16 protein-coding genes and 1 pseudogene are annotated in these 13,179 nt (G+C 32.4%); 15 read left to right on the forward strand and 2 right to left on the reverse strand.

From position 1 onward, the window contains the following. Nucleotides 1–6: 6 nt before the first annotated feature. Nucleotides 7–537 carry a DUF4269 domain-containing protein gene (locus PQF83_RS07420; RefSeq protein ID WP_000495173.1) on the forward strand — a complete coding sequence of 177 codons (531 nt, stop codon included), beginning with the start codon at nt 7–9 and terminating at the stop codon, nt 535–537. 44 nt (nt 538–581) lie between these two features. On the opposite strand, the gene norG is transcribed toward PQF83_RS07420, so the two are convergent. Then, on the reverse strand, nt 582–2,018 hold the full coding sequence (norG, locus tag PQF83_RS07425; protein ID WP_440017518.1) for an efflux pump transcription regulator NorG: 1,437 nt from the start codon (nt 2,016–2,018) through the stop codon (nt 582–584). Between the two features lie 145 nt (nt 2,019–2,163). Here norG and PQF83_RS07430 point away from each other — a divergent pair, with 145 nt between their 5' ends. From PQF83_RS07430 to PQF83_RS07495, 14 genes are all read left to right on the forward strand, one after another. Beyond that, nucleotides 2,164–3,075: a DMT family transporter gene (locus tag PQF83_RS07430; RefSeq protein ID WP_001107013.1), complete on the forward strand. Its 912-nt coding sequence runs from the start codon at nt 2,164–2,166 to the stop codon at nt 3,073–3,075. Between the two features lie 106 nt (nt 3,076–3,181). Beyond that, nucleotides 3,182–3,640 (forward strand): GNAT family N-acetyltransferase, encoded by a 459-nt coding sequence (locus PQF83_RS07435; protein WP_001025608.1) that lies wholly within the window; start codon nt 3,182–3,184, stop codon nt 3,638–3,640. A gap of 30 nt (nt 3,641–3,670) precedes the next feature. Beyond that, nucleotides 3,671–4,009 (forward strand): divalent cation tolerance protein CutA, encoded by a 339-nt coding sequence (gene cutA / locus PQF83_RS07440; RefSeq protein ID WP_001160785.1) that lies wholly within the window; start codon nt 3,671–3,673, stop codon nt 4,007–4,009. Between the two features lie 25 nt (nt 4,010–4,034). After that, entirely contained in the window at nt 4,035–4,481 is a 447-nt protein-coding gene (locus PQF83_RS07445) for an NUDIX domain-containing protein (protein WP_000066164.1), read from the forward strand. 203 nt (nt 4,482–4,684) lie between these two features. Further along, on the forward strand, nt 4,685–4,951 hold the full coding sequence (locus tag PQF83_RS07450; RefSeq protein ID WP_001071388.1) for a heterocycloanthracin/sonorensin family bacteriocin: 267 nt from the start codon (nt 4,685–4,687) through the stop codon (nt 4,949–4,951). A 101-nt stretch (nt 4,952–5,052) separates the two neighbouring features. Continuing rightward, the gene (locus tag PQF83_RS07455) at nt 5,053–6,069 is read left to right on the forward strand and encodes a serine hydrolase domain-containing protein (protein ID WP_000288913.1); all 1,017 of its coding nucleotides are present in this window, start codon (nt 5,053–5,055) and stop codon (nt 6,067–6,069) included. 31 nt (nt 6,070–6,100) lie between these two features. Then, the gene (locus PQF83_RS07460) at nt 6,101–6,244 is read left to right on the forward strand and encodes a hypothetical protein (protein WP_000653680.1); all 144 of its coding nucleotides are present in this window, start codon (nt 6,101–6,103) and stop codon (nt 6,242–6,244) included. Nucleotides 6,245–6,528: 284 nt separating this feature from the next. Next, a complete protein-coding gene (locus PQF83_RS07465; RefSeq protein ID WP_000815154.1) occupies nt 6,529–7,737 on the forward strand; it encodes an L-lactate MFS transporter in 1,209 nt (402 codons plus the stop codon). A gap of 270 nt (nt 7,738–8,007) precedes the next feature. After that, on the forward strand, nt 8,008–8,634 hold the full coding sequence (locus PQF83_RS07470) for a cadmium resistance transporter (RefSeq protein ID WP_000258891.1): 627 nt from the start codon (nt 8,008–8,010) through the stop codon (nt 8,632–8,634). Between the two features lie 189 nt (nt 8,635–8,823). Continuing rightward, complete coding sequence (locus PQF83_RS07475) at nt 8,824–9,249, forward strand: GNAT family N-acetyltransferase (RefSeq protein WP_000706719.1); 426 nt, start codon at nt 8,824–8,826, stop codon at nt 9,247–9,249. Between the two features lie 214 nt (nt 9,250–9,463). Continuing rightward, nucleotides 9,464–9,907 carry an NUDIX hydrolase gene (locus PQF83_RS07480; RefSeq protein WP_000757639.1) on the forward strand — a complete coding sequence of 148 codons (444 nt, stop codon included), beginning with the start codon at nt 9,464–9,466 and terminating at the stop codon, nt 9,905–9,907. A 30-nt stretch (nt 9,908–9,937) separates the two neighbouring features. Further along, nucleotides 9,938–11,068: a DNA polymerase III subunit beta gene (gene dnaN, locus PQF83_RS07485; protein ID WP_000394454.1), complete on the forward strand. Its 1,131-nt coding sequence runs from the start codon at nt 9,938–9,940 to the stop codon at nt 11,066–11,068. Nucleotides 11,069–11,090: 22 nt separating this feature from the next. Continuing rightward, the gene (locus PQF83_RS07490) at nt 11,091–11,612 is read left to right on the forward strand and encodes an NUDIX hydrolase (RefSeq protein WP_000276526.1); all 522 of its coding nucleotides are present in this window, start codon (nt 11,091–11,093) and stop codon (nt 11,610–11,612) included. A 45-nt stretch (nt 11,613–11,657) separates the two neighbouring features. Continuing rightward, complete coding sequence (locus PQF83_RS07495) at nt 11,658–12,491, forward strand: alpha/beta fold hydrolase (RefSeq protein WP_000269889.1); 834 nt, start codon at nt 11,658–11,660, stop codon at nt 12,489–12,491. A gap of 53 nt (nt 12,492–12,544) precedes the next feature. Here the strand turns inward: PQF83_RS07495 and PQF83_RS07500 are convergent. Next, nucleotides 12,545–12,946: pseudogene (locus tag PQF83_RS07500) on the reverse strand (MBL fold metallo-hydrolase); the annotation flags it as partial. Between the last annotated feature and the right edge of the window lie 233 nt (nt 12,947–13,179).

Consider the following 13,179-nt stretch of genomic DNA (forward strand, 5'->3'; position numbering starts at 1 on the left):
ACTTCCATGTTTACATCTATTACATATTTACAATCAGGGAATGACAAGCAACAAAAGGTTTATGATGTTTTGAATAAACTAAACATCATGGAGGATTTAGCTTTATATAATCCCGTTCTTTGTGGGACTATACCTATAAGAATTGATACGCTTCAATCTGACTTAGATATAGTAATGGAAGTACATAACTTTGATGTTTTTGAACAAGAAATGAGATCTTTATATGGCTCTTATGAAGGATTCAAAATAAAAAAGAAAAAAATTAAAAATACTGAATCGATAAAAGTAAATTTTGAATTTGAAGGTTTTAAATTTGAATTATTTGCTCAGCCTAAGCCAGTGCGCAACCAAAATGCATATAGACATATGATAGTAGAGCACATGTTATTAATGCAACATCCACATATAAGAGAAGAAATTATTCGCTTAAAAGAGAACGGTTTAAAAACAGAACCTGCTTTTGCTCAAGTATTAAACATTGACGGGGATCCTTATGAAGGACTTATTGTGTTGGGGCAGGAAATGCGGTTGTGGTAAATAAAATACACAAAAACTCCTCTATGGAAAAAGAGGAGTTTTTATTATGTCATTAACTTACGAATTAATTCGCTTAACAATTTAATACCGTTAGTCATTTGCTCTGGAGAAGCATATCCATATGATAAACGAATGTATCGATCTGTTTCTTCTTCATAGATACGTCCCGGGTTTAATAGAATCCCTTTTGATAGTGCCTTTGAAAATAATTTCTTCATCGGAATGCTAGGTACTACCTTTAGCCATATAAAAAATCCACCACTAGGAATATCCCAGGTGGCAATATCTGCACAATACTTATCTAAAGCTTGTATCATTATTTGTCTTCGTTCTTTTAGTTTAATTCTTACGTTTGCAACATGTTCCTCATAAAAACCTTTATTTATCCATTCAGCAGCAACTCTTTGAGATAATGAACTCGATCCATAATCTGTTTGCATTTTTATATCTGATAATCTATCAATAACTGGTTCAGGTCCAATAATCCATCCAATTCTAAGTCCTGGGGTAAGTGTCTTAGAGAGACTACCAATATATAATACATGTCCATGTTTATCCCTTGATTTTAAAGGCACTGGTGGTGGTTCATCAATCCATAACTCGCGATAGATATCATCTTCAATAATAGGTAACTGTTCCTTTTCGCATATTTTTAATATTTCTTTTCTTCGCTCTTTAGACATTAATACCCCTGTTGGATTTTGAAAACAAGGGATTGAGTATAAAATATTTTTCTTCTGACTGTATTTAATTCGTTTTAATAACTCGTTAGGTAATATACCGTGAGGATCCATAGATATACCAGATAGATTTATATTTGTTGATTGAAATACATGAAGTGAATATAAGTAAGAAGGTTGTTCAAGTAAAACGGTAGACTCTCTATGTAAAAGACCAATTGATATTAATTGCAATGCTTGTAATGCACCCGAGACGATTAATATGGAACCCGGTGATGCTTGTATTCCAAATGATTTTACGTATTTACTTATTGCTTCACGTAACGGATAAAACCCTTTTTGTTCCTCATATCCAAAATAGTCTAATTCCTCACTTACTTTCTTCATAATGGACTGCATCGTTTCTAATGGAAAAAGATGAGGAGAAAGTTCGCCTTTACTAAGATGGATAAGTTTGTTATTTGCTTCTGCTTCATTTATTTCTCGTACCATTAACTTGCTTGGTTTATGAATACCAGCCTTTACATATTCACTCCAATCAGGTGGTGGATTTGTTGCTAATAATGACCATGTATTATTCGTTACAATTGTTCCTGCTCCAATTTTCCCTTGAATCAATCCATCAGCCATAAGTTCATCTAGTGCAGTTATTACAGTGCTGCGATTTACTTGAAATAATTTCGCTAACTGCCTTTGACTAGGGATCTTACTTCCAATTGGCCATTCTCCATTTTCAATTTTTTCTTTCATATAATCTACTATCTGCTGATACTTAGGTAGTTTTTTACTAGTGGTCATCAAAAAACTCCTTCGCTCACTTGAAAAATGCCAAGTGGTTGGTTTTTACGATAAAAAACTGGTTGAAGACATTGTATCAACTATTAAATATGATGGGAAGAAATAATTGGTAATTATAAAGTGGTTGGTTTGAAGGGGGAGAGAAAACATGAATTATAAAAAATGGGATTATCGAATTATATGTGCTCATTCTTTTACAATTTTAATTTGGGGAACGGCCTTTCCGGCAATTCGTATGGGCCTTGAATCTTACACACCTGAACATCTTACTTTACTTCGTTTGTTAATCGCTTCATTCATACTTCTTTTGTTTTCGTTTTTATACAAACTACGATTACCTAATCTAAAAGATATTCCAGCGATTTTTTTATTTGGTGCTTTAGGATTTACTTTTTACCACATTGCATTAAACTATGGTGAAAAAACAGTAAATGCTGGATCGGCAAGTTTAATCGTTTCAGTTACTCCTATAGTAACGGCAATTCTTGCTTTTGTTTTTTTAAATGAAAAAATGAAAGCAAATGGATGGATCGGTGGTGTAATTAGCTTTATAGGAATTGCTTTCATATCATTTAGTCAAGGGGGGGCTATTCAATTTAATAGCGGGGGATTATTTATATTATTAGCAGCCGTTTCAGAAAGTCTATTTTTCGTTTTTCAAACATCGTACTTAAAAAAGTACGGCTTCTTGCCATTTACCATATATACAATTTTATCTAGTACGGTATGTATGCTTATTTTCTTACCGGGAATGTATCAAGAAATACTGGTGGCTCCTCTTGAAGTGAATTTGAGCGTTATATATTTAGGTTTATTTCCAACAGTACTCCCGTATATTGCATTGGCCTATATTATATCTCATACTGGTGCTTCCGAGGCAACAAGCTCTCTATATTTAACGCCAGTAATTGCTTGTTTTATAGCTTGGGTATGGTTAGGTGAAGTACCTACTTTTATTTCGGTAGTTGGTGGAGTAATTACTATACTTGGAGTTTTAATAGCGCATGTATCATTAAAGAAAAATATTCGAAGTGAAAAGTACAGCGATATAACTGGATAGATTTTTTAGAAGTGATAATTCCCTGTTTCTTAAAATTAAGAAACAGGGAATTATTTTATTGCGTTGAATATATAAATACATTCTTTTTATAAAGGAGCTTACCATATTGAATATCCAGTTAAAGGTTGTTACGAGAGAGAATTGGGAAGATGCATTAAAGTTACAAGTTAAAGAAAATCAAAGGAAATTTGTTCCGGCTGTAGCAGTTTCACTTGCTAAAGTATATATAAAACCAGATGGGGACGCTGTAGAATACCAACCATTTGCGATATACAATGGCGATCTAATGGTTGGTTTTGTTATGCATGCTGTTGTAAAAGAAACAACTGATATGTATTGGATAAACGGATTTATTATCGATCAAAAGCAGCAAGGTAACGGTTATGGAAAAGCAGCATTACAAGAAAGTATATATTTAATAAAAAATACGTTTAAGGCGTGTAAAGAAATTAGATTAACAGTACATAAAGATAATATCTCTGCAAAGAAACTATATGAAAGTTACGGTTTTCAGTCATTGGGACATGATTATGATGGCGAGCAAGTATATCGCTTATTCGTTTAATTATTATGTAGCAAAGGTGTGAAATGAATTATGCAATTTACTGAAGTCAAAATTGAAGTATTTATCCCTGAAGAATACATTGAAATGTTGAGGAATGAGTTAAATAAAATTGGTGCTTGTAAAACGGGAGAATATGATCATTGTCTGTCCTATAGTTCTGTGAAAGGATACTGGAGACCGTTAAAAGGTGATGCGCCTTTTAACGGGGAAATTGGTCAGATTTGTGAAGGGCAAGAATGTAAAATTGAAATAAAGTGCAAACGGGATCTTGTAAAGGATGCACTTGAAGTTATTAACGAAATTCATCCGTATGAAACACCTATGATTTATATTATCCCGATATTAAATGACTATTTTAATCAAATATAAAATAAATGAATGGGAGGAATAGCAATTGAGCAATAAATTTCATCATATTGTACGAGCTGTTATGATTAAGGATAAAAAATTGTTAGTGGCTGAATATATTGGCCATCATTATTTTTTACTAGGTGGTCATGTTGAAGTTGGCGAATCAGCTGAGAATGCATTAATAAGAGAACTAAGGGAAGAGCTCGGAGTAAATTGTAGTATAAAACAATTTTTAGGAGTCATAGAAAACCGATGGCAAGATCGAGAAGTTCTTCACCATGAAATCAATCATATTTTTGAGATAGATTCACAAGAGCTACATATTGATTTCATACCAAAATCTAAAGAATCTCATTTGGCGTTTCACTGGATAGATTATAATCAAGAAGCTTTACATACTTATAAAATCATGCCAGAACCTTCAGTTAAAGAGTTACTAGAAAGAAAATTAAGTGATGAACTACTAAACTGTTGGATTAGTAATTTTTAAAAACCTCTATTAATAATAAATTCGTCCAGCAAAAAGTGATTAAGAAAATAGGCTGAAAAACAAGGTACATCACCTAGTGTAAGTTCATATTTTGTTGATGTACGTATTCAAGTATATAGCCATTTGTTTCTACTTTGTTTATTAAAATTTATTAACTTCAATATGTGGACGGAATTTATATTTATAAATGGAGGGGTTTCATAATGAATCAGTTTCAACAAGAACTACAATCATTAAACCTTAATGATTATCAAACTGGTAATGTTGTGTATTGGGATCAACAACAAAGTCAATATCCATACTACTACATTCAAGACGATGCACGTCGTTGCGGCGGATGCGGAGGTTGTGGTGGACGCTGTGGCGGATGTGGCGGCAGATGTGGTGGTTGTGCAGGTCGTTGCGGCGGATGCATAGGATGCGCTGGATGTTTCGGTTGCTTTAATTGCTGGAACTGGTGGATCATTTAAGTATAGAACATCAAAGATATTTTGCTTGAAGGAAAGGTGTGAAAACTATTTTGCACTTTTCTTTCAAGCTGTAATTTTTATGTGTATTAAGGGGGATTTATTTGTATACATATGATAAGTTGATTTCTTGGGTAGAAAATATAAAAGAACAAAACCATAGCTCTGCAGCAGCGCTTTGCATAATGAAAGATAACAAAATTGTACTGGAGCATTATAGTGGCTATCACTCAAATACATCTACAAGCAAGAAAGTAACAGCATCTTCACAATTTAACGTTGCTTCTGCTAGAAAAAGTTATTTAGGATTAATGATAGCGTATGCGCTTTACGAGGGGAAAATAAACTCTATTGATGATGAAGCGATAAAATATTTTAAAGACTTTGATCCTGTATTGCTTAGTAAAACGACGATAAGAAATTTAGTAACACATTCGCACGGATTAGAAGAAACGAATGACGGGATAATTTTTCGTGAATTTGAACCGGGGCAAGGATGGGCGTATAGAGATATTAATGTAAGAATGATGACACGTCTTATTTATCAGCTATATAACAAAAGTTTTCCTGAATTGTTAAAAGAGCGTGTGTTTAAACCTGCTAATTTCCAAGAAACAGGATGGAGAATACAGCAAGATGATAATTTAGTTGCAGTTGTTGATGATCCAAATAAAGACGCAATTAGTGAAATTGGTACAGTAGATGACGGTACTGAAAAAAATCTGTTTGTCTCCGCTAGAGAATTTGCACAGTGGGGCAACCTTCATTTAAATCAAGGTATGATAGATGATAAACAAATTGTTCCAAAAGAAGTTATAAAAATCGCTACGAGTTTGCAGAGTCCAACATATGCAAATAAAGAGCTACCACAAAATGGCTTGTTTTGGTTCGTTCAAAATGAACCTGCACAATTAAGTGAACTAGGCGAACGTGTACCAAAAGGCTCGTATCAAATATTAGGAATTACGGGACCAACTATATTAGTAATACCTGAATATAATGTAGTTGTTGCGAAAATGTATAATAAAAGATACAACTACGGCGGTGATAATTATTTATATTATTTACGTGAATTTAGTAATTTAGTCGTTGATACATTTCGTAACAGTAATAGGGAATAATTACTCCTATAACAAAAAGGAGTGATTGAAAGTGAAAGATAAAGTGAACAAAAATAAAAAGCAAAATATAAAAGATGTAAATACAGAACAAAATGCAATTTATAGTGATCCAAAAGATGCAGCTAATATGCAAACGGTACCGCAGCCGAAAGATTTTGATGAAATTGAATATTAATTTTTCGTTTATCCGACTATATGATGAATGAAAAATACATCTTAAGTCCCATCTCATGACAGAAATCTTTTGGTATTCTATATACATAAGCATTTGAAAATGTCTTATCTTAACAAAGCTTTCTTTAAGTAAATCTAATATAACCTGCAGAAAGACACTTCATAATGGAGTGTCTTTTTGTGTACATGAATTCAATTTCCATTTTTCATGCAGTATCTTGCTTTTTAGGATGGTTATACTAACTGTGAAAATTCATGTCACGATAAAAGAAGGGGACAGTTAGTATGAAACAAACTTCTATAAATCCGTTACTAATTGTTCTAGGTACAATCATTGTTCAAATTGGCCTTGGAACAATTTATACATGGAGTTTATTTAATCAGCCCCTTGTAAGTAAGTTTGGATGGAACCTTAATTCAGTTGCTATAACTTTCTCCATTACAAGCTTCTCTTTATCATTTTCAACATTATTTGCAGGAAAGTTACAGCAAAAATTAGGGCTTCGAAAACTCATCGCTACTGCAGGGATTGTGCTGGGACTCGGTTTAATACTAAGTTCACAAGTTTCCTCCTTACCATTACTATATTTATTAGCTGGTGTAGTAGTTGGTTATGCCGATGGAACTGCTTATATCACATCATTATCTAATTTAATTAAATGGTTTCCGAATCGGAAAGGGCTTATTTCAGGTATATCTGTATCAGCATATGGAATGGGCAGCTTAATCTTTAGATATATAAACGGAAATCTGATCGACAGCCTTGGTGTATCACAAGCCTTTTTATATTGGGGGATTATCGTCTTACTTTTAGTATTAATCGGATCGTTCTTCTTACGTGAAGCAATAGTAAGTAACACTGTAGCTGAGACTTTACACAATGATTATACACCTCGTGAAATGATGCGAACGAAACAAGTATATCTTTTGTTTTTTATGCTATTCACATCGTGTATGGGCGGTCTATATTTAATCGGTATGGTCAAAGATATCGGAGTGCAGCTCGTTGGACTTAGCGCAGCAACCGCTGCTAATGCCGTCGCAATGATTGCGATTTTTAACACTGTAGGTAGAATCGTTCTTGGAACGTTATCAGATAAAATAGGTCGAATGAAAATCGTTTCTGCAACGTTTATTATCATTGGATTGTCAGTCTTTACATTAAGTTTCATTCCGCTAAATTACGGCATATATTTCGCATGTGTAGCAAGTGTTGCCTTTTGCTTTGGCGGTAATATCACTATATTCCCAGCTATTGTTGGAGATTTCTTCGGATTAAAAAACCATAGTACAAATTATGGGATTGTATACCAAGGTTTCGGATTTGGTGCACTTGCAGGATCATTCATCGGGGCGCTTCTTGGAGGATTTGAACCAACCTTTATTATAATCGGCGTTCTTTCTGTTATCTCTTTCATTATATCTATTTTAATTCGTCCACCAAAAGCAGAAAAGAAAAAAGAAACACAACATTTATATCGAAAAGTAGCTTAAGTTTAAAAAGAGTCCTCATAAAGGGCTCTTTTTATATTACACAACATTTAATTTTCCCTTTTTAGCCATTGTGTAGGAAGAATACACTTACTTAATTTAAAATGAAATGATTTGAGAAGCAATAAAGTTGTTTATTTATTAACGAATCAAGTAGCAGATAAGTAAAATATTCATATTGTTTTATAAAAGAATCAAAATATTGATAAAAAACTACAGTTAATCCGCTTCGCTAGTAGGCATACATTTCATTATAAAGGTAGTTGGCTTATTTTGGTTACAACTATAATTTCTTCTTTTATTGCATTTACTTCAACAAATATTGATGATATTTTTATACTCCTTGTTTTATTTTCACAAGTAAAGACAGGAGTATGTAAGGAAGAAGATAGAACTTTCCAGGGGAAAACTAAGATAAAAGAACTTTATATTGTTATTGGACAATATTTGGGGTTTAGTGTAATTATTTTTCTAAGTATTATTGGTTTCTTAAGCTCTTTTTTCATTCCTATATCGTGGATCGGATTATTAGGATTCGTGCCAATTTATATGGGGATTAAAGGACTATTCTCGCTTCGTTCTAACAAAAGTAATGAAGTCATTGATAACACTTCTGGCTCATTATTTAAAGTAGCTGCGATTACATTAGCTAATGGAGCTGATAATATCTCAATTTATATACCAATGTTCACTAGTCAATCCTTGGAAGCAAATTTCGTTACATTAATTATCTTTTTTTGCATGATAGCAATATGGTGTTTTATTAGCTACACATTGTTAAGAGCTCCTATTTTAGCTAAAGTACTTGAGAGAAATTGTCATATTATCGTTCCAATTGTTCTAATTGGTTTAGGAATGTTCATTCTTTTTCGCAGTAATACAATTGAATTATTGTACTAATACGTTCAAACTAATGGAAGTTTTAAGTAAAAAGAATCAAACGCGGTAAAAAGCTGTACTACAAATAAAATGTAGTACGGCTTTTTTAAATTTTAGTGAAATGAAACATTGCACTACGACAATTAAGTTAGACAGGATATTACGATTATTAAATTGAATAGATACTTTAAAAGGAGCGTGATAATTAAAATGAAAATAGTAAAACAATGGGTCCAAGAAGATAGTGATTACATAAGAGAAAAAGTAATTGAATATAATCAAAAACATATTTCAGATGAAGAGAAAAAGCCTTCAGAAAAAATTAGTTTTATAGTGAAAAATGAAAATGAAGAAATAGTAGGCGGAATAACTGGAATTACATTTTGGCACCACGTACATGTTGATTTCTTATGGGTTTCTGAAGAATATAGACACGAAGGTTATGGAACCAAGTTAATAAAACTTATTGAAGAATTTGCACTTGAAAAAGAGTGTAGCCTAATCAATTTAGATACTTTTAGCTTTCAGGCACCTGCTTTTTATAAAAAACATGGATATAAAGTAATTGGAGTAAGTGAAGATCACCCTAAAGGGCATAATCGATACTATTTGGAAAAAAGGTTAGAAAATATATAGAATCCCAAAATGAATCAATCAAATCATAAAGAGCGTACGTTGAATAATTACTTTCAAAATACGTTCTTTTTATTTAGAAATGAAGGGGGATCAATTATTACCTTTACTAAGGGTAGATAAATGAAATACTCTATTAATTTTTTTATATTTTAAAACGATTAAATGGTAGAATGTAACAAAGACAGAAAATTCTCGTTATTGAAGGTGGACTTAGATGAAAAAAGTAAATGTTACATATGCGCTTTTATACGATAAAACAAATGAAAAGATCTTAATGGTAAAAAACAAAGGGAAGAATGGTTCTTATTACACACTACCAGGTGGTGCAGTTAAATTAGGAGAAACGTTAGAGGAGGCAGTCATTCGAGAAGTAAAAGAAGAAACCGGTCTACATATAACTGTAAATGGTATTTGTTACATTAGCGAAGCTTTTTTCGAGGAGAGAGGACACCATGCAATATTCTTTAATTTTTTAGGTGAAATAATCGGCGGGGAAACAAATATAACAAGGCCAAAAGAAATTGAAGAGATTACTTGGATGGAATTACATAGAGCAGAACCGCATTTACGTATACCAGAACACTTATTAAATATATTACAAAAGAAAGAAACAGTACCTTACTTTTTTAACGGAACAATCATTCATCAATCTTCATAAAACTATCATTTCATGTAAGGCGGGGAAAAAATGGAGTTTATCGTTAATCATAAACATTTCACTCAAGCACTTTCAGAAGTAAGTAAAGCAATATCTACGAAAGCTATAATTCCTATACTATCCGGTATAAAAATAACTGCAGATCAATCTGGAATTACTTTAATCGCAAGTAATTCAAATATTTTCATCGAAAAATTCATCCCTAGTTCCATGGATGACGAACAAATTACGACTACCTTAAAAGCAGGAACAATTGTTGTACCTGCAAAATACTTCATTGAAATTATAAAGAAAATGCCAAGCGATATAGTAATAAAAAGTAAGAATGAGCAAACAATTACCATACAATCAGAAGAAATCACATTAAACTTAAATAGTTTTCCAGCGAATGAATTTCCTAACGTACCACAAATAGACGATCATGCAGAAATACAAATAGAAACAAAACAATTGATTGATGCGTTTAAACAAACAGTCTTTGCAGTAGCGAAAAATGAATCTAGACCCGTTCTTACTGGCGTACATATCGAGTTAGACCACAACAAATTAATATGCGCTGCAACTGACTCTCATAGACTAGCTATACGTGAAACATTAATTTCTACTAATGTGAAAGCGAATTGTATTGTACCAAGTGCAACCATTAATGAACTTTTAAAATTAATGAACAGCAATTTAGAATTCGTTTCTATTTATCTATCAGAAAGCCACATTATTTTTACATTCGGCACAACTACATTATATTCAAGATTAATTGAAGGGAAATATCCTAATATATCTAGTTTAATTCCAAATGAATTTCAAACAGTCATTAACATAGATAGACAAAGAATGTTACAAGGGGTAGATCGATCAAGCTTATTAGCAAGTGAATGGGCAAATAACAATGTTAACTTAGAAATTGTAAATGAATCTACAATTAAAGTTTCTTCTAATGCTTCTCAGATTGGAAAAATATCTGAGACACAACAGATAGATGTAATTCAAGGTGAAAAACAATTCAATATATCTTTCGATGGACGATTTATGTTGGATGCTTTAAGGGCAATAAAAGAAGAAACGGTTACTTTAAGTTTCAGCGGTTCTATGAGACCGATATTAGTTGAAGCAGGGACACACTCTGCAGCAATCCATCTTATATCTCCAGTAAGAGCTTATTAAAAACGGAGGAAGGAATCACGTTATGTACAAGCACACTTTATGTTTTATAAAAAGAAATGAAGAGATACTTATGTTAAATAGAGAATATGATCCGGTAAAAGGATTATGGAATGGTGTAGGAGGAAAGATAGAAAAGGGCGAAACACCTTTAGAAAATGCCATTCGTGAAATAAAAGAAGAGACTAATATAAAAGTTACGCATGATCAAATTCAATTTAAAGGCATTATTACATGGGAGGATTCTTCATATTCTGGCGGAATGTATGTTTATCTAGTAGAGTTACTTCATGAATTTATATATCACACTCCAAAAAAAGTCTCAGAAGGAATTCTAGATTGGAAAGAGATTTCTTGGATTCTTAGTGATTATAATTACGGCGTAGGAGAGATGATACCTAAATTTTTAGTTGAAGTGCTCCACAATGAATTCATATTAGAGCATAATTTTATTTTATCTAATCATAAATTAATAAATTATAGGAATCAGAAATTGGTTAAGCAGGATAGGTTACTTACTTCTTTATATAATACTATTCGCTTATAAATAACAAACTAAGAGAAAATGAAAATTTCAGATAGGAGATTCGATATGTGGACAACAAATATTATCAAAACTCCAAGAGGAAAGTTTGAATATTTTCTAAAGGGAGAAGGACCTCCACTTTGCGTTACTCATTTGTATAGTGAGTATAATGATAATGGAAATACTTTTGCAAACCCATTTACTGACCATTATAGCGTATATTTAGTTAACTTAAAAGGATGTGGCAATTCAGATTTGGCTAAAACTGATTCTGAATATAGTATGACCGAAACGATTAAAGATTTAGAAGCGATTCGAGAAGCTTTATATATTAATAAGTGGGGGTTTGCTGGTCATTCGACAGGAGGGATGTTAGCTCTTGTATATGCGACTGAAGCACAAGAAAGTTTAACGAAAATAATTGTTGGTGGCGCAGCGGCGAGCAAGGAATATGCATCTCATAAAGATAGTATATATTGTAGTGAAAATGTAAAATTTAATAGAATCGTATCAATTATGAATGCATTAAATGATGATAGTACAGTACAAGAAGAAAGAAAAGCATTAAGTAGAGAGTGGGCACTTATGTCTTTTTATTCTGAAGAAAAGCTTGAAGAGGCATTAAAATTGCCAAATAGCGGAAAGACAGTTGGCAATCGGTTAAATTATTTTAGACAAGTTGAATATAAAGATTATGATGTTCGTCAGAAACTTAAATTCGTAAAAATCCCAAGTTTTATATACTGTGGTAAGCATGATGCACAATGTCCCTACATATTTTCTCGTGAAATAGCAAATTTAATCCCGAACGCAACATTAACTAAATTTGAAGAAAGTAATCATAATCCATTTGTTGAAGAAATAGACAAGTTTAATCAGTTTGTCAACGATACATTATAATCAATAAGTAAAAAGCGAATCTTTTATATAAGACGATTCGCTTTTTATTATAATTAGACTTTTTGCCACCAAGCATACCTAGGATAGTCTGTAGATTTTAACGTAATAGATTCGCCAATTTGAGGTGTTGTAATTTTAACTCCTAAACGGTTAGCTTCTTTCGTAACACGTTCTATCGGGTCACTCCATTCGTGTAATGCTAATGTAAAAGCACCCCAATGAATCGGAAGAAGTAATTCTCCTTGTACATCAATATGAGCTTGTACTGTTTCTTCAGGCAACATATGAATTGCAGACCACCTTGGATCATATTGCCCGCATTCCATTAACGTAAGATCGAATGGACCGTATTTTGCATCAATCTCTTGAAGATCTTCATGCTCTAAAGAAAAAGCACCACTATAACGTTTACTATTAAACAGAGGAAACGGGGAAGAGGCATCTCCAAACTGTGGCTATTTGTAGTTTAAACGAAATCATTTTACCTTTCACCGTAATTGCAGTACATTTAATAAATTTGTCAAATTCATTATTCTTATATACAAAATAAAAACCATGCAGCAGCAGATAAAACGAATACTAAGTAAATGTAAATTGTTTTAATTTAGTAAATTTCTTCTTACAAGTAACAAAGAACATACGTTTTGTTATATGTTATAGAAGAAAATATGTCCCTAATTATTAAAAG

This window comes from Bacillus sp. FF-1 (assembly GCF_028548245.1).
GTDB lineage: Bacteria > Bacillota > Bacilli > Bacillales > Bacillaceae_G > Bacillus_A > Bacillus_A paranthracis.